Genomic DNA, 20,315 nt, shown 5'->3' on the forward strand with positions numbered 1-20,315 from the left:
CTTATTCTCCGTGCTTCTTCTTGTAATCGGCCACGGCCGCCTTGATAGCGTCCTCGGCCAGAATCGAACAGTGAATTTTAACCGGCGGCAGAGCCAGTTCTTCAGCGATTTCGGTGTTTTTGATCGACAGGGCCTGATCCACCGTCTTGCCCTTGACCCATTCGGTGACCAGCGACGACGAGGCAATCGCCGAGCCGCAACCGTAGGTCTTGAACTTGGCATCCTCAATGACGCCGGCCTTGTTGACCTTGATCTGCAGCTTCATCACGTCGCCGCAGGCCGGCGCGCCGACCATGCCGGTACCGACGCCGTCGTCTTCCTTGCCGAAGGAACCGACGTTGCGCGGATTCTCATAGTGATCAATGACTTTTACGCTATAGCTCATGTTAATTCTCCGTTAATTCAGGGGTATCTCTAGACCGTTGTTGTTAGTGTGCTGCCCACTGGACAGTACTCAGGTCGATGCCGTCCTTGTACATTTCCCACAGCGGTGAAAGTTCGCGCAACTTGCCAACTTTCTTGTGCAACAGATTGATTGCATAGTCAACTTCCTCTTCCGTCGTGAAGCGACCGATGCTGAAACGGATGGAACTGTGGGCCAGCTCGTCATCGCGCCCCAAGGCCCGCAACACATAGGAAGGCTCCAGGCTAGCCGAGGTGCAAGCCGAGCCGGACGAAACCGCCAGATCCTTGATCGCCATGATCATCGACTCGCCTTCAACGTAAGCGAAACTGATGTTCAGGTTGTGCGCCACGCGCTGCGTCAGGTCGCCATTGACGAAGGTCGCCTCGATGTCCTGCAGCCCCTTCAGCAAGCGGTCGCGCAAGGCGCCGATGCGCTTGTTCTCTTCGGCCATTTCTTCCTTGGCCAGACGGAAACATTCGCCCATACCGACGATCTGGTGGGTCGGCAGCGTGCCGGAGCGGAAACCGCGCTCATGACCGCCACCATGCATTTGCGCCTCGAGGCGAATACGCGGCTTGCGACGCACGTAGAGGGCGCCGATACCCTTCGGGCCATAGGTCTTGTGGGCGCAGAAGCTCATCAGGTCAACCTTGAGCTTGCTCAGGTCGATGTCAACCTTGCCAGTCGCCTGGGCCGCATCGACGTGGAAAATAATGCCCTTGTCGCGGCAGATTTCGCCCAGTTCGGCAATCGGCTGAATGACGCCGACTTCGTTATTGACGAACATCACCGAGACCAGCACGGTATCCGGCCGAATGGCGGCCTTGAAGACCTCCAGGTCGATCAGGCCGTTTTCCTTGACGTCGAGATAGGTCGCTTCGAAGCCCTGGCGTTCGAGTTCGCGCACCGGGTCGAGCACGGCCTTGTGCTCGGTCTTCACCGTGATGATGTGCTTGCCCTTGGTCGCGGCGTAGAAATTCGCAGCACCCTTGATGGCGAGATTGTTGGACTCGGTGGCACCGGAAGTCCAGACGATTTCCTTGGGGTCGGCATTGACCAGCGCGGCGACCTGCTCGCGCGCTTCCTCAACCGCGGCATCGGCGACCCAGCCGAAGCTGTGCGAACGCGAGGCCGGGTTGCCAAAATGCTCGCACAAGTAGGGAATCATTTTTTCCGCCACGCGCGGGTCGACCGGTGTCGTTGCCGAGTAATCCAGATAGATGGGGAGTTTCATCGTCATTCTCGCTAAGTCGGGTTGTTCAAACGGCAATTGCCGTCAGTCCCTGCAGGCGTCCGACTGTGGCCTGCAAGGCGTTGATGAATTGTTCGATTTCAGTCTCGGTATTGCCTGCCCCCAGACTGATGCGGACCGCGCCACGGGCGATTTCCGGCGCCACGCCCATCGCCCGCAGCACATGCGACGGCTCGGGATTGGCGCTGGAACAGGCGGCACCGCTGGCCACGGCAAAACCGGCACGATCCAGTTTGCCAACCAGTGTTTCGCCATCGATATCGGGAAAGGCGAAATAGCTGGTATTCGGCAAACGCTTCGCTTCCACTGCAAAGATCCGGGCACCCAGTCCTGCCAGCCCTGCCTCCAGCTTCGCCTGCATGGCCCGCAAACGAGCCGACAGTTCGGCAACGCGTTGCGCCGCAAGTTCCGCAGCACAACCAAATCCGACGATTGCCGGCACATTTTCGGTGCCGGAACGCAGGCCGCGCTCATGGCCACCGCCGGCAATCAGCGGCTGCAATTCGACGCGCTTGTCGAGCACCAGCGCCGCCGCGCCCTTGGGGCCATAGGCCTTGTGCGCCGACAGCGTCAGCGCATGCACACCGGCCGCATTGAGGGCGCGAAAATCGAGCGGCAGCTTGCCCAGCGCCTGCACCGCATCGCTGTGAAACCAGCCGCCGCCTGCTTTGGCGGCATTGGCCAGGGCGGCGATGTCCTGGATGACGCCGGTTTCATTGTTGGCCGTCATCACCGAAATCAGTTTCGGCCTGGCCAGCAGCGCCTCGGCATAATCCGCCAGATTCAGGCTGCCGGCGGCGTCGACCGCCAGACTGCGCACTTCCCAGCCCTGGCGCGCCAACTGGGCGGCCGGCTTGATGATGCAGGGATGCTCGACGGCGCTGACCGCCAGCACACCCGGTTTCATGGCGGCCGCCGCCCCTTTCAGGAACAGGTTGTTGGCTTCGCTGCCACCGCTGGTAAAAACGACCTCGGTCGGATGCGCATTGACCGCTGCGGCGACCTGCTGCCGCGCCTCGTCGATCGCCTGGCGGGCCCGGCGGCCGTATTCGTGCCGGCTCGACGCATTGCCGTACTGGCTTTCCAGCCAGGGCAGCATGGCGGCCAGCACGGCCGGGTCAAGCGGCGTGGTGGCGTTGTGGTCGAGGTAGGCCGGCTGAAACATCGGGATCAGACGATGGCGGCGGTTTTTTCGCGTGCCGCCTTGGTCCGCGGCTGCGGCCCGAGGCGACGCTTGTCTTCAAGGACGGCGGCCATCTGGCCAAGCGTCTTGACCTTCTGGCGACTGACCAACTCGGCCAGCGACACCGAGGCTAGGTAGTCATACATCTTGGCGTTCAGCGTGGACCAGAGGTCGTGCGTCATGCAGCGATGTTCGTCATGACAGTTTTCACGACCGCCGCATTGCGTCGCATCGAGTTGCTCATCGACGGCGCGGATGATGTCGGCCACCGTGACCTGGTTGAGCGGGCGGGCGATGCAGTAACCGCCGCCAGGGCCGCGCACGCTATCGACCAGCTTGTAGCGACGTAGTTTGCCAAACAGCTGCTCAAGGTAGGAGAGCGATATCTTCTGACGTTCGCTGATACTGGCCAGCGCCACCGGACCATCCTCGCCGCGCAGGGCAAGGTCGATCATGGCGGTCACGGCAAAACGGCCTTTGGTGGTCAAACGCATTTTTTCGATCTCCAGCTAATAACCCAGTGTTCCGGTCAACTATATACAAACCAGACAAAATCAGTCAACTATTTTACTCAGGTATTTCGGATCGAAACGGTCGGCGGCCAGCACCTCGTTATCGCATTTGACGCCTTGCGCGTCGAGTTCGCGGATCAGCGAGGCCAGCCGGCGGTCGGTTTCGGCGGCGTGGTCGAGCAGGCCATGAATGGCCTTGGCCAGCGGGTCATCCTGATCGCGACCAACGGCATAGGCGGAAAAGCCCATTTTCTCCGCCTGCGCTTCGCGCTGCTTGCTCTGCTCGGAATGATCGAGGACCCGCGCCGGGTTGCCGACAGCGGTCGCCCCGGCCGGTATCGGCTTGGTGACCACGGCATTGGAGCCGACCTTGGCACCGGCCGAAATGGTGATCGGCCCGAGCACCTTGGCGCCGGCCCCGATGACGACGCCGTTCTCCAGCGTCGGATGGCGCTTGCCCTTGTTCCACGATGTGCCGCCCAGCGTGACGCCGTGGTAGAGCGTCACGTCGTCGCCGATCAGCGCCGTTTCACCGATCACGACACCCATGCCGTGATCGATGAAGAAACGGCGGCCGATCGTGGCGCCGGGGTGAATCTCGATGCCGGTGAAGAAACGGGCGACGTGTGCCGTAAAGCGAGCCAGCCAGCGCAGGCGATGGCCCCATAGCCAGTGCGCCAGGCGATGCATGATCAGGGCATGGATACCGGGGTAACAGGTGAGCACCTCCCAGAACGAGCGGGCCGCCGGATCGCGGTCAAAAACCGCACGAATATCCTCACCTAACTGCCGGAACATGAAGCCTAATCTCCCTTTTCAAACGAGGGAGGATTTTAGAATACTCGACTGAATTTGTCAGCTATTTTTCCCGGCGGACGAGCTAGGTATCTGATTTATAATCGGGCGCCCTGCTGTCGCCCACGCCGAAAGCTCTTTTCCCATGCCCCGCCGCCTTCTTCTCCTTGTTGTCAGCACCTTGGTGCTGCTCGGCGGCTGCGCCACCCCGGCGCCGGTTTCCGAAGGCGACCCGCGCGGCAGTTACCAGTACACCGAAAAATACCTGTCCTGGCTGGTCGACCGCGAGATGGCAGAAAACGAGATCACTGGCCTCAGCATCGCACTGGTCGATGATCAGCAAGTGATCTGGCAAAAAGGCTTTGGTTACGCCGATCTGGAAAACGGGATCCGGGCGGCACCGGAAACCATTTACCGGGCCGGCTCGATCGCCAAGCTGTTCACCGCCGCCGCCATCATGCAACTGGCCGATCAGGGCAAGATCGACATCGATCAGCCGCTGGCCGCCGCCCTGCCCGAGTTTTCGATCAAGTCGCGCTTCCCGACGGCCGGCCCGGTAACGCCGCGCAATGTGATGACGCACCATTCCGGCCTGCCTTCCAATTTTCTGCGCGGCATGTTCGTGCGCGACCCGGCCCGCTTCGAAAGCGTCGTCGACAGCCTGCGCGACGAGCACCTGACCTTTCCGCCCAACTACGTCTTCTCCTATTCCAACGTCGGCATGGCGCTGCTCGGCGCCGCCGTGCAGAAAGTCGGCGGCGCCGCCTTCGACGAGCACATGGAGCGCCAGTTCTTCCGGCCGCTGGGCATGCCGCACAGCAGCTTCACGCCGCGCGCCATCACCAAGGCCTACGACCGGAACAAGGAAATCGAGGTTTTCTCGCTGCGCGACATGCCGGCCGCCAATCTGCTAAGCAATGTGACGGACCTCAGCCAATTCCTGAAAATGCAGTTTGCCGGCGGCCGGTCCGGGCCGCAGCAGATTCTGTCCGGCGCCTCGATCGCCGAAATGCTGCGCGTGCAGAACGCCGATTTGCCACTGACCTTCAATTCCTACGTCGGCCTCGGCTGGATGCTGAGCGGCATCGAAGTACCCGGCGGCGGCCCGGTGGCCAGCCACGGCGGCTCGCTGCCCGATTCGCACAGCATGATGGCGATGCTGCCGGAACACAAACTGGGGGTCGTCGTCCTCGCCAACTCGGTGACCGCCCACTTTGCCGTCAGCAAGATCGCCGGCGAGGCGCTGCGCCTGATGCTCGAAGCCAAGACCGGCATCCGGCAAAGCCCAGCCCCGGTCGTCCGGGCCCGCGAGCGTGCTCCGAGCAGCGCCGAACTCCGCCTGTTCAACGGCCATTTCGACACCATGGTCGGGCTCAGCAAGGTCTCCACCGAGTCCGGCCAGATCGATGTCGAGGCGGTCGGCCACCATTTTCGCCTGGTGCCGCATGAAGACGGCCTGTTCAGTATCAAGTACAAGGTATTTGGCCTGATCCCGGTGCATGTCGGCGCTTTCGACGACATCCGGCTGTCGATTGCCTCGGTCGACGGCCGGCAGATCGTGGTCGGCCGGATCGGCGGCGAATCGCTGATTTTCGGCGAGAAGCTTAATCCGACCAGCATCCCGGAATCCTTCCTGCAGCGCATCGGGCAATACGAGATCATCGGCAAGATCGACGGCCCCTCGCCCGACCACATCGTGCTCAAGGAAGACGACGGCCTGCTCGTCGGCGAGGTGCGCTTTCCGGAAATACCCGAATTGCTGCTGCGCATCGGCTTTCGTCCGGTGTCCGACGACGAGGCGGTGACCGACGGCCTGGGCAGCGGTCGCGGCGACACGCTGCGCCTGATCCACGAAGACAACGAAGAACGGCTGGGCTTCTCCGGCTACCGGCTACGCAAGAAACTGAACTGAACCATGGAAAATCTGCACCAGGAACTCAAGCTCTTCATCATCGAAACGATGAATCTTGAAGACATCACCCCGTCCGACATCGGCAACGACAGCCTGCTTTTTGCCGAAGACGGCCTCGGCCTCGACTCGATCGACGCCCTCGAACTCGTGCTGGCGCTGAAGAAAAAATACGGCATCGTGCTTGAGGCCAACGACGAACAGGCCCGCCAGCATCTGCGCTCGGTCGCCACATTGGCCGCCTTGATCGAGGCTCACCAGGCTTAGGGAAACGCTGAAATATTCGTCATCCCCGCGCAGGCGGGGATCCAGTTCGTTGATTTTTCTGGATTCCCGCCTGCGCGGGAATGACTAATCGGATTTAATCAGTTCTTCCTTAGCGGAAAGTCCGTTGCAAGAGGACTAGCGCCACCACCGGCAGCATGCCGACCGCCAGCCAGAAAAACAGTTCGCTGCCGGCCAGCGTCAGCGGGCTGACCAGACCGGCACTGGCGCCGGACAAACCATGCAGGGCCTGCGCCCAGCCCGGATGCATGCCTTCCGGTTGCAAGGCCAGTTGGCGGGCATAGAAAAACTGCAGTCCTGCGGTCGACAGCGCCACGCTCGAAGAAATGCCCAGTTGGCGGACGATGTTCTTGACCTGATAGCCATGCGAGAAAACGCGGGCCGGCAGTTCGACGAAGGTGCCGAAGGCGATCGGGCCGAGATAGAGCGGAATGCCGATGCCGCAGAGCAGGGCAGGGAGCAGCAGCAGGTGCCAGTCGTCGAGTCGGCCGGCCTGGCTGAAGGCGAGGCTGCCGATGGCGAACAGGGCCAGGCCGCTGAGCATATAGGTGCGCAGGCGTGGCCGATGGCGCGCCGCCATGGCATGCAGCAGGGCGGTGGCGACACTGCCGGCCATGCTGAAGCTGAGGACCAGGGCGGTCGTCGTCAGCGACAGGCCGAGGCCTTCCTTGAAGAAGATAGGCAGCAGGAAGCCGCTGGCGCCAATCATGAAATAACCCGAGAAATAAAGACCGATGCCGAGCAGGTAGCGCCACTGGAGCAGGCCGCGATAGTCGATCAAGGGCTTGTCCTTCTTCCATTGTCGTGCGGCGAAGACGGTCAGCGCGACGATCGAGGCGAGGCCGATGGCGAAGACCTGGGCATGCGACGAAGCGCCGTCGCCGGGAATGGCCTGGATCGCGTATTGCAGTCCGAAAATGCCGAGTACCAGCCAGAGCAGCCAGCCCCAGTGTTCCTCGCTGCGTTCGGCCGGGGGCACGGTGGCGCGCGACAGATGCGGGCCGGCGAGCCAGGCGATGAGCAGGCTCAAGGGCAGCATGCACCAGAAGATCGCTTGCCAGCCGAACAAGCCGAGGAGTAGCGCGGCGGCGAGCGGGGCCAGGGCCGAGGCGCCGAGCAGGCTGCCGATGAAGCAGAGCAGGCCGTGAAAGCGCGATTCAGCCGGCAGCCGGTTGATCTCCATGCGGCCGGCGGTAAAGAAGGTGGCGCCGCTGGCCCCCTGCAGCAGTCGGCCGACAGCGAACTGTCCGAAGCCGCCGGCGGTCGCCGACAGGATGCCGCCGAGTGCGAAAATCGCCAGCGAGCCAAGAATGAATGTCCGGTAGCCCAGCCGCTCGACCATCCATTGATGCTTGTAGAGCATGAAGATCGAGGCCACCCCGTACAGTGTGTAGGCCAGCGCGAATTCGCCGGGGTTGAGGCCGAGCCCAACCATGATGCCGCTGGCCGCGAACATGACCAGGCCGGTTTCGAAAAACTCGACACAGGTGATCGCGGCAATGCTGCGCAGCAGGGCGCGGGCGTTGAGGGCGGGGGGGCTTGGCATCGGCATCAAGGGTGGCGGGAAGAGTGCCCAGTGTAAGGCTTGTTAGTGAATGCATTAAATCGATTGATCTGATCTAGACTATCGATATGAGTGATATTGATTACCTTGCCTTCCGCCGCCTCGACCTCAACCTGCTGGTCGCCTTCGATGCCCTGCTCAGCGAGGGTGGCGTCAGCCGGGCGGCGGCCCGGCTGTGCATCGGCCAGCCGGCGATGAGCCATGCGCTGAGCCGCCTGCGCGAACTGTTCAAGGACGACATTCTCTATCGCGAGGGCGGTGCGATGCAGCCGACTGCCCGCGCCCTGGCCCTGGCGCCACGCATTCGCCAGTTGCTGGGTGAAGTGCAGGCGGTGGCGCTGGCCGATGCCGAATTCGATCCGGCGACGGTGCAGGGCAATTTCCGTCTTGCCCTGAACGATCCGCTCGAAGCCTTGCTGCTGCCCGGTCTGGTTGCCCGCCTGCGCGCCAAGGCGCCGGGCCTCAGCTTGTCGGTGCGGCCGATTCCCGCCTCGCGCCAGCTGGAACATCTCGATCAGGGCAATATACGGCTGGCGGTCGGGCATTTTCCGAGCGTGCGCGACGTGCATGAGGCGCAATTGCTCTATCGCTCGGGATTTTGCTGCGTCTATAACCCGGCTTTGCTGGCCATGCCGTCGCCGATCCGGCTGGCCGACCTGATGCGCTACCCGCACATCCATACCAGTTATACGGGCGATGAGCCTGGGCTGATCGATCAGGTGCTGCACAAGGCCGGCCTGAAGCGGCATGTCGTGGCGCAGGCTGCCTCGCCGCTGGCGATTCCGTTTGTCGTCAAGCAAAGCCCGCTGCTTGCCGTGGTGCCTGATCTGGTCGCTCGCCTGTTTGCCGCCCATGCCGATCTGGCGATCGAGACACTGGCGGTAGACGGGCTGGATTTGCCGATTTCCCGGGTCATGCACCGGCGGGACCGGTCGGACCCCTTGACCCGCTTTGTTGCCGAGCAGGTTGAAAGTGCCGCGCTGGCCTTGTTTGCCAGCGCGGCCTGAACGACCGTATCAGGTCTTGAACTGCGCCACTGTCTTGTGCAGCGAGGCGGACAGCGAGTGTAGATGGCGTGCCGCGGTGGCCGTGTGGCCGACGGCGATGGCGCTTTCTTCCGACATCTGGGCGATGGTTTCGAGCTGGTGGGCAATCTGGTTGCCGGCCGAGCTCTGTTCGGAAATCGAGTCGGAAATGCCGTTGACCACATGGGTGACGCGCTCGGCGCCATCGCGAATGCGGTTGATCGAGTCGCCGGCCTGGTTGGCCAGTTCGACGCCATTGCTGACTTGGACGACGCCGGCCTGCATGCTGCTGACCGCGCTGCGTGTGCCGTTCTGGATCTTGGCGACCATGCCGCCGATTTCGGTGGTCGACAGGCTGGTCCGTTCGGCCAGCTTGCGCACTTCGTCGGCGACGACGGCGAAGCCGCGGCCCTGTTCGCCGGCCCGTGCCGCTTCGATGGCGGCGTTCAGCGCCAGCAGGTTGGTCTGGTCGGCGATTTCCTTGATGGTGTTGACGATCGAGGTGATCTGGTCGGACTGCCGGCCGAGATCTTCAACGATGGTCGAGGACGACTGCACCGCTTCGGAAATCTTGCGCATTTCGGTCGCCGCGTTGTGAATGACCGCCGCACCTTCTTCCGAAATCTTCCCAGCTTCCTGGGAAATGCCGTGCGCTTCGGCGGCGTTTTCCTTGACCTGGTCGATGCTGACCGCCATTTCCTCGACCGAGGCTGCCATCGAGGCGGCGGCATCGCTCTGCTGACGGGCCCGGTCGGCCACTTCTTCCGAGGCGCGCAGCAGTTGGTCGGCGGCGCTGGAAACCTGCTCGGCATTGCCGAGAATGCTGCTGATCATGCTGCGCAGCGTTTCCTGCATGGTCCGGATGTTGGCCAGCAGGCTGTCGTTGTCGCCGGGCGCCGTGTCGACCGGCGTCGCCAGGTCGCCGGCGGCGATGCGGCGGGTGACGGCCGAGGCTACGGTCGGGTCGCCGCCCAGCGTGCCGATGATGTTGCGCGACAGCAGCAGCAGCGAGATGCCGACAAAGCCGCCGATGCCGAGACCCCAGAGCAGCAGCTCGATGGCGTTGCTACGGAACTTGGCTTCGACGTCATCGATGTAGATGCCGGAGCCGATGACCCAGCCCCACGGCTGAAAGCCCATGACGAATGAAATTTTCGGAACGCTCGACTCGGAGCCGGGCTTTGGCCAGACATAGTCCACGAAACCGGAACCCTGTGTCTTGACCACCCGGTTGAACTCGGCGAACAGCAGCTTGCCGTTGGTGTCCTTGAGCTGGTCGAGTTTGTTGCCTTCCATTGCCGGCTTGATCGGGTGCATGACCATCAGGTCATTCAGGTTGTTGATCCAGAAATATTCGGACTTGTCGTAACGCAGGTCGCGCACGGCGGCGGCCGCCGCCTTCTGGGCATCCTCGACGGACATCTTGCCTTCCCGTGCCGCTTTCTCGAAATGGGCGACGGTGGCGTGGGCGACCTCGACCAGATTGCGCACCTTGGCCTGGCGGTCGCCGAGCATCTGGCTTTTGCCGTTGATCAGCAGGAACGCAAACAACACGATCAGTGCCGCGATGGTGCCGATGGTCATTGCGGCGAGCTTGCCGCGCAATGTCATGCCTTGTCCGGTCATGGATTCCCTCCCAGGATATTAGTAGTTATCTATGCGTCAAATGATCGTTCAATTTTTGCACAGTCGGGCCGAAGGATACTCTTGTTGATGGCGCCATGAAATGCATGGCGGCGATCAAAGCCAGTTGAAATCCTCCGCCTTGCCCTCATCTATCGGATATCAAAATATTTCCGCCAGAGGATAGCCATGCGACTCGACAAGTTTACGACCAAATTCCAGGAAGCTTTAGCCGATGCCCAAAGCCTGGCCATCGGCGGCGACCAGCAGTTCATCGAACCGCAGCACCTGCTGCTCGCCTTGCTGCAGCAGGACGATGGCGGCACGACCTCGCTGCTGGCGCGGGCCGGCGTCAATGTGCCGGGCCTGAAGCGCGATCTCGAACAGGCGTTGACCCGCCTGCCGCAGGTGGAAGGGCACGGCGGCGACGTTTCGGTCGGCCGCGACCTGAGCAACCTGCTCAACCTGACCGACAAGGAGGCGCAGAAGCGCGGCGACCAGTTCATCGCCAGCGAAATGTTCCTGCTCGCCCTCTGTGACGACAAGAACGAAACCGGCCGCATCGCCAAGCAGCACGGCCTCAGCCGCAAGTCGGTCGAAGCGGCGATCATGGCCGTGCGGGGCGGGCAGGGCGTCGATTCGCAGGAAGCCGAAGGTCAACGCGAATCGCTGAAGAAATACTGCATCGACCTCACCGAACGCGCCGCTCAGGGCAAGCTCGACCCGGTGATCGGCCGCGACGACGAGATTCGTCGCGCCATCCAGATCCTGCAGCGCCGGACCAAGAACAACCCGGTGCTGATCGGCGAGCCGGGCGTCGGCAAGACGGCCATCGTCGAAGGCCTCGCCCAGCGCATCGTCAACGAGGAGGTGCCGGAAACCCTGAAGGGCAAGAAGGTGCTGGTCCTCGATATGGCCGGCCTGCTCGCCGGCGCCAAGTATCGCGGCGAGTTCGAGGAGCGCCTGAAGGCGGTGTTGAAGGAAGTGGCGCAGGACGAAGGCCGCATCATCCTGTTCATCGACGAACTGCACACCATGGTCGGCGCCGGCAAGGCCGAAGGCGCCATCGACGCCGGCAACATGCTGAAGCCGGCGCTGGCGCGCGGCGAACTGCACTGCATCGGCGCCACCACGCTCAACGAATACCGCAAGTACATCGAGAAGGACGCCGCACTCGAGCGCCGCTTCCAGAAAGTGCTGGTCGAGGAGCCGAGCGTCGAATCGACCATCGCCATCCTGCGCGGCCTGCAGGAAAAGTACGAACTGCACCACGGCGTCGATATCACCGACCCGGCCATTGTCGCCGCTGCCGAGTTGAGCCATCGCTACATTACCGACCGTTTCCTGCCCGACAAGGCGATCGACCTGATCGACGAAGCAGCGGCCCGCATCAAGATGGAAATCGACTCCAAGCCTGAAGTGATGGACAAGCTCGACCGCCGCATCATCCAGTTGAAGATCGAGCGCGAGGCGGTCAAGCGTGAGAAGGACGAAGCCTCGAAGAAGCGCCTGGCCCTGATCGAGGAAGAAATCACCAAGCTGACCAAGGAATATTCCGATCTGGAAGAGATCTGGAAGGCCGAGAAGTCGGCCGTGCTCGGTTCGGCCCAGATCAAGGAGGAAATCGACCACCTGCGGGCTGACATCGCCCGCCTGCAACGCGAAGGCAAGCTCGACAAGGTGGCCGAGCTGCAATACGGCAAGTTGCCGGCGCTGGAAGCCCAGTTGAAGGCGGCCGATGCGACCATAGAAGCAAATGCTGGCCCTGGGGTCGACGGGGCGGCAAAGGCCAAAAACAAATTGCTGCGTACTCAGGTCGGTGCCGAGGAAATCGCCGAGGTGGTCAGCCGGGCGACCGGCATCCCGGTCAGCAAGATGATGCAGGGCGAGCGCGAAAAACTGCTGAAGATGGAAGAGCGACTGCACAAGCGCGTCGTCGGACAGGATGAAGCGGTACGCCTGGTCGGCGATGCGATCCGTCGCTCACGGGCCGGGCTGTCCGATCCGAACCGGCCGTACGGCTCCTTCCTCTTCCTCGGCCCGACCGGCGTCGGCAAGACCGAGCTGTGCAAGGCGCTGGCCGAGTTCATGTTCGACGCCGAGGATCACCTGATCCGCATCGACATGAGCGAGTTCATGGAGAAGCACTCGGTCGCCCGCCTGATCGGCGCCCCGCCGGGTTATGTCGGCTACGAAGAGGGTGGCTATCTGACCGAAGCCGTGCGTCGCAAACCGTACAGCGTGATCCTGCTTGATGAAGTTGAGAAGGCCCACCCGGATGTCTTCAACGTGTTGCTGCAGGTTCTCGACGACGGTCGGATGACCGACGGCCAGGGGCGCACCGTGGATTTCAAGAACACGGTGATCGTCATGACCTCGAATCTCGGCAGCCAGATGATCCAGCAGATGGCCGGCGACGACTACGGTGTGATCAAGATGGCGGTGATGGCCGAGGTCAAGACCTATTTCCGGCCGGAGTTCATCAACCGGATCGACGAAGTGGTGGTCTTCCATGCGCTGGACGAAAAGCACATCGCCGGCATCGCCAAGATCCAGCTCGGCTACCTCGAAAAGCGGCTGGCCCAGCTCGAAATGGCCATCGTCGTCGACGACAGCGCCCTGTCCGAACTGGCGCAGGCCGGCTTCGACCCGGTCTTCGGCGCCCGGCCGCTGAAGCGGGCGATCCAGCAGCAGATCGAGAATCCGCTGGCGCGGGCCATTCTGGAAGGGAAGTTCGCCGCCAAGGATACGATTCGCGTCAGTTGCGAAAACGGCATCATGCGTTTCGCCAAGGCCTGATCCAGGCCGGGGCAATGCAAAAGGGCGGGGCCGAATGGCCTCGCCCTTTTTTGTAACTGCTGCCGTTAAGCCGGATCAGCAGTTGCCTTTCTTGGCCTGGCCCGGCGGGCAGTGGCCGCCGCCCTGGTGCGGCACGCCGTTGTTGCCGCGGCCGGTATAGTACTTTTCGCCCCGCGGGCCGTTATGCTGTTTCCAGTAGCCTGGATCGCGGTAGTCGTAGCCGTCCCAGTAATAGCCACGGTTGTCGCGGCTGCCGAAGGTGATGGTGACGCCCGGCGCCTGGATGCGGACATTGCCGAGATTGACATTGACGTCGCTGGCGCTGGCCAGCAGGGGCGCCGCCGCGATCGCCGCGGCAAGAATGAATTTTTTCATATGCCATTTCCTCTAAAAGATGCTCGGGGCGGATAACCGCTCAAGCAGTTAACGGATTATCGGCCGATTGGATAACGAATGAATTGCAAAGAAATGCAGGGTGACCTGAAACAATGGCAGGCCCAGCGCCATGCCGAGCTGAGTGGGCCGGATAGCTGGCTGGGCCTGGTCGGTTTGTTTTGGCTGGAGCCGGGGAGCAACCGGGTCGGCAATGGTGGTGATTGCGTGGTCTGCCTGCCGGCCGGGCCGTTGCATCTGGGCGACCTGCGTTGGGCGGGCGAACGCATTTTCTGGCAACCGGCGGCGGGCGAGGCGCGGGAGTTGCAAACCGACCGCCTCGGTCGACCATCGGTGGTCGACTGCGGAAACCTGTCCTTTTTCATCGTCGACCGCGAGGGTCGCCTGGCCGTTCGTGTGCGCGACCGCGACTGGGCGACGGGCAAGCCCTTCGCCGGCCTCGGCTATTTCGACGACGATCCGGCTTGGTGCATCGTCGCCGACTGGCAGGAAATTTCGCCGCCGCTGCAGATGGAAGTGCCCAATGCCAGCGGCGACCTGAAGAGCGTCGAAGTTGCCCATCAGGCGGTGTTCAGTGTGGCCGGGCAAGCGGTCACCTTGTTGCCGATGGCGGTTGGCGAGCATGAGGTCTTCTTCGTTTTTCGCGACCGAAGCAGTGGCCGAGAGACGTATGGGGCGGGGCGCTTCCTGAAGGCGAATCCGCCGGTCGACGGCAAAATCAGCCTCGATTTCAACCGCGCCTACAACCCGCCGTGCGCCTTCACGCCCTTCGCCACCTGCCCGCTGCCGCCGCCGGAAAACTGGCTGCCCTTTGCCGTGCCGGCCGGTGAAATGAAACCGGCCTCGACGCTGGCCTGAGCCGCCTGTCATCGGCCCGGGGTATCATCGCCGGGTACGACGATTCGATGACTCCCGAGGGGCCGGATAAAGCAGGCCGCTCCGCCAACCTGACGACCTAGCGATGAAACTCCATTTTTCCCTGTTCAAGACCCTTGCCTGCCTTTTGTTGTCCGCCTGCCTGATGCCTGCCGCGCTGGCCAGCGATGCCGGCCCCTCCGGTCCCGAGCCTTACAAGTTCGTCGTCAATCTGGGCGATCCGTCGAATGGGGGCAAGTATCTGCAGGTCCAGATGGTTTTTGAAAGCGCCGGGCCCGAGGTCGATCACGATGTCGCCATCAACAAGCCCCGGATCCAGCATGCGCTGATCCTGCTGCTGTCCAGCGCCAATCCCGATGTTTTGCTGACTCTGAAGGGCAAGAAGGATCTGATGGTCGAGATTATCGACACGATCAATCATCTGCTGCACGAGACTGAAAAGACCGGGGTGAAAGACGTCTTTTTCACCAGCTTCATTATCCAGTAAGCCTGTTTTCAGTCGAATTCACTGAAAAACGTTCTGGAAAAAGTTTTTTGTGCTGAGGTGGGTTCGTGGCTTGGGTTTTATGGCTGATGTATTGTTATTTTTAAGTTAAAAAGACTTGTAATTCAAAAAATCGCAGCATAGACTTCTGTCAACGGCGCTGTTGTGGCGTCGATTTGACTAAAGGAGTGCAAGCGTGCAGATGGTTCAAAAACTGCTGGTCGTTGGCTGCGGCAACATGGGGGCCGCGCTGGCGGCAGGTTTTGCAATTGCCCATCCGACGGCCGACGTTGTCGCCCTCGATCGCGACCCGGAGCGCGCCCGTTTGCTGCTGCCGCCGGGCAGCCCTGTCGCCGTCCGCCAGACGCCGGCCGAACTGGCTGGCTGGCAGCCGGATCTGGTCATTCTCGCCTTGAAGCCGCAGGTGCTCGGCGCGGCACTGGCCGAGTTCATTCCCTTGCTGCGCGGCGCGCTGGTCATCTCGGTCGCTGCCGGCGTCGGGCTGAGCCGTCTGGGCGAACTGCTTGGCGGCCATCGCCGCCTGGTCCGCGCCATGCCCAATTTGCCGGTCGTCGTCGGCCAGGGGATGACCACGCTCTATGCCGACTCCCCCGCCGCGGCCGATGTCGCTGCCTGCACGGCGGTTTTCGATGCCGTCGGCCAAAGCGCCTGGGTCGCCAGCGAGGGCCAGATCGATGCGGCGACGGCGATTGCCGGCAGCGGCCCGGCCTATTTCCTGGCGCTGGTCGAGCAACTGGCCAAGGCCGGCGAAGCCGAGGGGCTGCCGGCCGAGTTGGCGCAGCATCTGGCCAGCCGGACTTTCATCGGCGCGGCCAGCCTGTTGCAGCAGGATGGCCGGCCGGCGGCCACGCTGAAGGCGGCGGTGTGCAGCCCGCGAGGTACGACCGAAGCCGGCCTGGCCGTGCTGGAACAGCCGGATGCCCTGCCGCGCGCCGTCGCCGCCAGCGTCCGCGCCGCCCATCAACGCGCCGTCGAACTGGCCGATGCCTGATCAAATCCCGGAGACCAACATGCATAAACTCGATCAAATCGATCTCGATATCCTGGCCGCCTTGCAGGCCGATGGCCGGACTACCAACGTGGCGCTGGCCAAACAGGTCGGGCTGAGCCCGACGCCTTGTCTAGAGCGCGTCAAGTCGCTGGAGGCGGAAGGCTTCATCGCCGGTTACTCGGCCCGTCTGGCGCCGGCGGCGCTCGGTCTCGGGCTGACTGTCTTTGTCCAGATCAGCATCGAGCGCACCTCGCAGCAGCTCTTCACGGACTTTCGCGCCGCGGTGCAGGCCATTCCGGAAATCCAGGAGTGCCACATGGTGGCCGGCGGCTACGACTATCTACTCAAGGTGCGGGTGCCGGACATGCTGGCCTACCGCAATTTCCTCGGCGCGGTGCTGTCGGGCATTCCCGGCATTCGCGAAACGCACAGTTATCCGGTGATGGAGGAGGTCAAGGACTCGGCCGCCATCGCCCTTGGCCACCTCGACCAGGGAGTTGCCCGATGAGCCGCCTGTTGCGTGATGCAATGCGCCAGGCTTACCGGCGCGATGAAGCGGCTTGCGTGCGGGCGCTGGTCGCTGAACTGGAAGACTGGCCCGGCGATCCGGCGGCGGTCGGGCAGCGTGCCCGGGGGCTGGTCGAGGCGGTGCGCCGGCAGCGCAGCCATGCCAGCGGCGTCGATCACCTGATGCACGAATTCTCGCTGTCCAGCCAGGAAGGGGTCGCCCTGATGTGCCTGGCCGAAGCCCTGCTGCGGATTCCGGACAGTGCTACGGTCGACCGCCTGATTCGCGACAAAATCAGCCACGGCGACTGGAAATCGCACCTCGGCGGCAGCCCGTCGCTGTTCGTCAATGCCGCGACCTGGGGCCTGATGCTGACCGGCAAGCTGGTCGCCACCCATAACCATGGGGCACTCGGCAATGCACTGAGCCGGCTGCTGAGCAAGGGCGGCGAGCCGTTGATCCGCAAGGGCGTCGATTTTGCGATGCGCCTGCTCGGCCAGCAGTTCGTCATGGGCGAGAATATCGCGGCGGCGCTCAGTCGCAGCCAGCACAACGAGGCGCGCGGCTATACGCACTCCTTCGACATGCTCGGCGAAGCGGCGCTGACCGCGGCCGATGCCGAGCGCTATTTCCAGGCCTACGAAGCGGCCATCCACGCCATCGGCCAGGCCAGTGCCGGGCGCGGCATCAAGGCCGGGCCAGGCATTTCGGTCAAGCTGTCGGCGCTGCACCCGCGCTATGCCCGCAGCCAGCGAGAGCGGGTGATGGCCGAGCTGGGGCCGCGTCTGAAGCGCCTGCTGCAACTCGCCCGGCACTACGACATCGGCCTCAATATCGATGCCGAGGAGGCGGATCGTCTCGAACTGTCGCTCGACCTGCTCGAAGAGCTGGCCGGCGACCCCGACCTGGCCGGCTGGCATGGCCTCGGCTTCGTCATCCAGGCCTACCAGAAGCGTTGTCCCTTCGTCATCGACCTGTTGGTCGATCTGGCCCGGCGCAGCCAGCGCCGGCTGATGGTACGCCTGGTCAAGGGCGCGTATTGGGATAGCGAAATCAAGCGCGCCCAGGTCGATGGCCTGGCCGATTACCCGGTCTATACCCGCAAGTCGCATTCCGACCTCGCCTATCTGGTCTGCGCCCGCCGCCTGCTCGCGGCGCCTGACGCCATCTACCCGCAGTTCGCGACGCACAACGCGCATACGCTGTCGGCGGTCTTCCAGATGGCCAAGGCGGCCGGCATCGACGACTACGAATTCCAGTGCCTGCATGGCATGGGCGAGCCGCTCTACGACAATGTCGTCGGTCCGGAGAACCTCGGCAAGCCCTGCCGCATCTACGCGCCGGTCGGCAGCCATGAAACGCTGCTGCCCTACCTGGTGCGCCGCCTGCTGGAAAACGGGGCAAACAGCTCTTTCGTCAATCGCATTGTCGATCCGGCGGTCTCGATCGATGAACTGATCGAAGAGCCGCTGACCCAGGTCCGCCGCGAAGGCGGTGGGCGCCACCCGGCGATCCCCTTGCCGCGCCAACTGTATGGCAGCGGACGCCTCAATTCGAGTGGCCTCGACCTGGCGGATGAGCCGACGCTGGCTTCGCTGGAAAATGAATTGGCGAGTCTGGCCAATCGCCATTGGCAGGCCGGCCCCGTGCTGGCGGCCGACGCGCCGGCCAATGCCGATGCGCCGCCGCGCCCGGTGTTCAATCCGGCCAATCGGCTGGAGCAGGTCGGGACAGTGCGCGACGCCGGGCCGGCGCAGATCGAAAGCGCGCTGGCCAGTGCCCAGGCCTGCGTCGAATCCTGGCACCAGACGCCGCCGGCCGAACGCGCCGCGGCGCTGTCGCGGGCGGCAGATCTGCTCGAAGCCCGGCGGCCGGAACTGCTCAGCCTGTGCATCCGCGAAGCCGGCAAAACCTGGGCCAACGCGCTGGCGGAGGTGCGCGAGGCGGTCGATTTCTGCCGTTACTACGGTCAACAGCTTGCAAACGGCCATTTTCAACCGGCCGCCGCGGCGCCGGGCGTCGTCGTCTGCATCAGCCCGTGGAATTTCCCGCTCGCCATCTTCATCGGCGAAGTCAGCGCCGCTCTTGCTGCCGGTAGCCCGGTAATCGCCAAGCCGGCCGAGCAAACGCCGCTGATCGCCGCGTTCGCCGTCGAACTCCTGCACGCCGCCGGTATTCCGCGTGCGGTCCTGCAGTTCCTGCCCGGGCCGGGCGAGACGGTAGGCGCTGCGCTGACCGCCGATGCCCGGGTACGCGGTGTCGTGTTCACCGGCTCGACCGAGGTGGCGCAACTGATCAACCAGAGCGTCGCCGGCCGTGATGGCGTCCGGCTGATCGCCGAAACCGGCGGCCAGAATGCGATGATCGTCGATTCCTCGGCGTTGCCCGAGCAGGTCGTGCTCGACGTGCTGGCATCCGGTTTCGACAGCGCCGGCCAGCGTTGTTCGGCCCTGCGCGTGCTCTGCCTGCAAACCGATATTGCCAATCACGTCCTGGAAATGCTGAAGGCGGCGATGCAGGAACTGCAGCTTGGCAACCCGGCGCAACTGGCCACCGACATCGGCCCGGTCATCGACGACGAGGCGCAGGCCGGCCTGCTCGCCCATATCGAACGCATGCGGGCCAAGGGCAGGGCAGTCTTCCAGTTGGCGCTGCCGGCGGCGTGTGCCGAAGGCAGCTTCGTGCCGCCGACGCTGATCGAGATCGATTCGCTGGCCGACCTGCAGCGCGAGGTCTTCGGCCCGGTCATCCACGTCCTGCGCTTCGCCGGCGACAAACTGCCGCGCCTGCTCGACGCCATCAACGCCACCGGCTACGGGCTGACGCTCGGCCTGCACAGCCGGATCGACGAGACGGTGCAGCTGGTCAGCAGCAGCGCTCATGTCGGCAACATCTACGTCAATCGCAACATGGTCGGCGCCGTGGTCGGCGTCCAGCCCTTTGGCGGCGAAGGCTTGTCCGGCACCGGGCCGAAAGCGGGCGGGCCGCTCTACCTGCATCGGTTGGTCGACAGCGAGCGCGTCCTGCCGGCCGAGATCGGTTGCCAGCCGGGTGATGCGCCGCTGGCGGTCGACTCCGCCTTCCGGCAACTGGCCGAATGGGCTTTTGTCGCCGGCCGGCGCGAACTGGCCCAGCTCTGTACCGAATATGCCGAACTCTCGCCCTGGTGCGCCCGCATCGATCTGCCGGGTCCGACCGGTGAGCGCAATACGCTGCGCTTTGCAGCACGCGGCTTGATGCTTTGCCTGGCTGCCGATGAAGACGGCGTGCTGCGTCAGTTGGCAGCGGTTTTTGCTACCGGCAATCAGGCGGCATTGCCGGATACGCCGCTCTGCCGGGCCGTGCTCGGCAAGCTGCCGAAGAATCTGGCGGCCGGGATTGCCGTCAGGGCGGCGCCCGGCTTTGCCGGCCTGGCCGGCGTGCTGTTTGTCGGTCCGCCGGCGGAGGCGGCCCGTTTGCGTCTGCGTCTGGCCTGCGAACCGGGGGCGTTGATCCCGCTTTTGCAGCCGACGGGTACCGGTCGCTACCCTTTGTACCGCATGCTGGTTGAGCGGGTATTGACGGTGAATACCACCGCTGCGGGCGGCAACACGACGCTGATGACCCTCGGGGCCTGAGCCAGGGCCGCCCGGCAGAGCGCCGGGCGGCCTGGTTTTATTCATTGATGAATTTGTTGTTTTTACTTGAAA

The 20,315-nt window shown here is 63.4% G+C and carries 17 protein-coding genes; 9 read left to right on the top strand and 8 right to left on the bottom strand.

The features are described 5' to 3' along the window. Position 1: 1 nt before the first annotated feature. Genes iscU through cysE form a run of 5 tightly spaced genes read right to left on the bottom strand, consistent with a single transcriptional unit; the run spans position 2 to position 4,151 of the window. On the bottom strand, positions 2-385 hold the full coding sequence (gene iscU, locus AT959_RS00985) for a Fe-S cluster assembly scaffold IscU (protein ID WP_066879609.1): 384 nt from the start codon (positions 383-385) through the stop codon (positions 2-4). A 43-nt stretch (positions 386-428) separates the two neighbouring features. Then, positions 429-1,640 carry an IscS subfamily cysteine desulfurase gene (locus tag AT959_RS00990; RefSeq protein ID WP_066879611.1) on the bottom strand — a complete coding sequence of 404 codons (1,212 nt, stop codon included), beginning with the start codon at positions 1,638-1,640 and terminating at the stop codon, positions 429-431. Between the two features lie 25 nt (positions 1,641-1,665). Beyond that, positions 1,666-2,823 (bottom strand): cysteine desulfurase family protein, encoded by a 1,158-nt coding sequence (locus tag AT959_RS00995; protein ID WP_066879614.1) that lies wholly within the window; start codon positions 2,821-2,823, stop codon positions 1,666-1,668. 5 nt (positions 2,824-2,828) lie between these two features. Further along, a complete protein-coding gene (gene iscR, locus AT959_RS01000) occupies positions 2,829-3,335 on the bottom strand; it encodes a Fe-S cluster assembly transcriptional regulator IscR (RefSeq protein ID WP_066879617.1) in 507 nt (168 codons plus the stop codon). Between the two features lie 60 nt (positions 3,336-3,395). Then, on the bottom strand, positions 3,396-4,151 hold the full coding sequence (cysE, locus tag AT959_RS01005) for a serine O-acetyltransferase (protein WP_066879620.1): 756 nt from the start codon (positions 4,149-4,151) through the stop codon (positions 3,396-3,398). Positions 4,152-4,293: 142 nt separating this feature from the next. Between cysE and AT959_RS01010 the strand changes: the two genes are divergently transcribed. Then, positions 4,294-6,060: a serine hydrolase domain-containing protein gene (locus AT959_RS01010; RefSeq protein WP_066879623.1), complete on the top strand. Its 1,767-nt coding sequence runs from the start codon at positions 4,294-4,296 to the stop codon at positions 6,058-6,060. Positions 6,061-6,063: 3 nt separating this feature from the next. Continuing rightward, entirely contained in the window at positions 6,064-6,324 is a 261-nt protein-coding gene (locus AT959_RS01015) for a phosphopantetheine-binding protein (protein ID WP_066879626.1), read from the top strand. Positions 6,325-6,433: 109 nt separating this feature from the next. Here the strand turns inward: AT959_RS01015 and AT959_RS01020 are convergent, their stop codons facing one another. After that, a complete protein-coding gene (locus AT959_RS01020) occupies positions 6,434-7,888 on the bottom strand; it encodes an MFS transporter (RefSeq protein WP_157651166.1) in 1,455 nt (484 codons plus the stop codon). Between the two features lie 86 nt (positions 7,889-7,974). Between AT959_RS01020 and AT959_RS01025 the strand changes: the two genes are divergently transcribed. Continuing rightward, on the top strand, positions 7,975-8,913 hold the full coding sequence (locus tag AT959_RS01025; protein WP_066879632.1) for a LysR family transcriptional regulator: 939 nt from the start codon (positions 7,975-7,977) through the stop codon (positions 8,911-8,913). Positions 8,914-8,922: 9 nt separating this feature from the next. Here the strand turns inward: AT959_RS01025 and AT959_RS01030 are convergent, their stop codons facing one another. After that, positions 8,923-10,557 carry a methyl-accepting chemotaxis protein gene (locus AT959_RS01030; RefSeq protein WP_066879638.1) on the bottom strand — a complete coding sequence of 545 codons (1,635 nt, stop codon included), beginning with the start codon at positions 10,555-10,557 and terminating at the stop codon, positions 8,923-8,925. 186 nt (positions 10,558-10,743) lie between these two features. Between AT959_RS01030 and clpB the strand changes: the two genes are divergently transcribed. Beyond that, the gene (gene clpB / locus AT959_RS01035) at positions 10,744-13,353 is read left to right on the top strand and encodes an ATP-dependent chaperone ClpB (RefSeq protein ID WP_066879641.1); all 2,610 of its coding nucleotides are present in this window, start codon (positions 10,744-10,746) and stop codon (positions 13,351-13,353) included. Positions 13,354-13,428: 75 nt separating this feature from the next. Here the strand turns inward: clpB and AT959_RS01040 are convergent, their stop codons facing one another. Beyond that, on the bottom strand, positions 13,429-13,728 hold the full coding sequence (locus AT959_RS01040) for a DUF2502 domain-containing protein (RefSeq protein ID WP_066879644.1): 300 nt from the start codon (positions 13,726-13,728) through the stop codon (positions 13,429-13,431). A gap of 78 nt (positions 13,729-13,806) precedes the next feature. Between AT959_RS01040 and AT959_RS01045 the strand changes: the two genes are divergently transcribed. The 5 genes from AT959_RS01045 to putA all read left to right on the top strand — a co-directional run bounded on the left by AT959_RS01045 (position 13,807) and on the right by putA (position 20,243). Next, positions 13,807-14,604: a DUF1684 domain-containing protein gene (locus AT959_RS01045; RefSeq protein WP_066879647.1), complete on the top strand. Its 798-nt coding sequence runs from the start codon at positions 13,807-13,809 to the stop codon at positions 14,602-14,604. A gap of 103 nt (positions 14,605-14,707) precedes the next feature. Further along, a complete protein-coding gene (locus AT959_RS01050) occupies positions 14,708-15,109 on the top strand; it encodes a flagellar basal body-associated FliL family protein (protein ID WP_066879650.1) in 402 nt (133 codons plus the stop codon). A 199-nt stretch (positions 15,110-15,308) separates the two neighbouring features. After that, positions 15,309-16,118, top strand: coding sequence for a pyrroline-5-carboxylate reductase (proC, locus tag AT959_RS01055; RefSeq protein ID WP_066879653.1), 810 nt, complete (start codon positions 15,309-15,311; stop codon positions 16,116-16,118). A 19-nt stretch (positions 16,119-16,137) separates the two neighbouring features. Next, positions 16,138-16,626: an Lrp/AsnC ligand binding domain-containing protein gene (locus tag AT959_RS01060; protein WP_066879656.1), complete on the top strand. Its 489-nt coding sequence runs from the start codon at positions 16,138-16,140 to the stop codon at positions 16,624-16,626. After that, on the top strand, positions 16,623-20,243 hold the full coding sequence (gene putA / locus AT959_RS01065) for a bifunctional proline dehydrogenase/L-glutamate gamma-semialdehyde dehydrogenase PutA (protein ID WP_083518132.1): 3,621 nt from the start codon (positions 16,623-16,625) through the stop codon (positions 20,241-20,243). Before AT959_RS01060 ends, putA begins: the two co-directional genes overlap by 4 nt. Positions 20,244-20,315: the final 72 nt, after the last annotated feature.

It is taken from the genome of Dechloromonas denitrificans (assembly GCF_001551835.1).
GTDB classification, from domain to species: domain Bacteria; phylum Pseudomonadota; class Gammaproteobacteria; order Burkholderiales; family Rhodocyclaceae; genus Azonexus; species Azonexus denitrificans.

Coding starts and splice junctions, on each gene's coding strand:
- iscU (WP_066879609.1), bottom strand. CDS start 385: ATGAGCTATAGCGTAAAAGTCATTGATCACTATGAGAATCCGCGCAAC.
- AT959_RS00990 (WP_066879611.1), bottom strand. CDS start 1,640: ATGAAACTCCCCATCTATCTGGATTACTCGGCAACGACACCGGTCGAC.
- AT959_RS00995 (WP_066879614.1), bottom strand. CDS start 2,823: ATGTTTCAGCCGGCCTACCTCGACCACAACGCCACCACGCCGCTTGAC.
- iscR (WP_066879617.1), bottom strand. CDS start 3,335: ATGCGTTTGACCACCAAAGGCCGTTTTGCCGTGACCGCCATGATCGAC.
- cysE (WP_066879620.1), bottom strand. CDS start 4,151: ATGTTCCGGCAGTTAGGTGAGGATATTCGTGCGGTTTTTGACCGCGAT.
- AT959_RS01010 (WP_066879623.1), top strand. CDS start 4,294: ATGCCCCGCCGCCTTCTTCTCCTTGTTGTCAGCACCTTGGTGCTGCTC.
- AT959_RS01015 (WP_066879626.1), top strand. CDS start 6,064: ATGGAAAATCTGCACCAGGAACTCAAGCTCTTCATCATCGAAACGATG.
- AT959_RS01020 (WP_157651166.1), bottom strand. CDS start 7,888: ATGCCAAGCCCCCCCGCCCTCAACGCCCGCGCCCTGCTGCGCAGCATT.
- AT959_RS01025 (WP_066879632.1), top strand. CDS start 7,975: ATGAGTGATATTGATTACCTTGCCTTCCGCCGCCTCGACCTCAACCTG.
- AT959_RS01030 (WP_066879638.1), bottom strand. CDS start 10,557: ATGACCGGACAAGGCATGACATTGCGCGGCAAGCTCGCCGCAATGACC.
- clpB (WP_066879641.1), top strand. CDS start 10,744: ATGCGACTCGACAAGTTTACGACCAAATTCCAGGAAGCTTTAGCCGAT.
- AT959_RS01040 (WP_066879644.1), bottom strand. CDS start 13,728: ATGAAAAAATTCATTCTTGCCGCGGCGATCGCGGCGGCGCCCCTGCTG.
- AT959_RS01045 (WP_066879647.1), top strand. CDS start 13,807: ATGAATTGCAAAGAAATGCAGGGTGACCTGAAACAATGGCAGGCCCAG.
- AT959_RS01050 (WP_066879650.1), top strand. CDS start 14,708: ATGAAACTCCATTTTTCCCTGTTCAAGACCCTTGCCTGCCTTTTGTTG.
- proC (WP_066879653.1), top strand. CDS start 15,309: ATGGTTCAAAAACTGCTGGTCGTTGGCTGCGGCAACATGGGGGCCGCG.
- AT959_RS01060 (WP_066879656.1), top strand. CDS start 16,138: ATGCATAAACTCGATCAAATCGATCTCGATATCCTGGCCGCCTTGCAG.
- putA (WP_083518132.1), top strand. CDS start 16,623: ATGAGCCGCCTGTTGCGTGATGCAATGCGCCAGGCTTACCGGCGCGAT.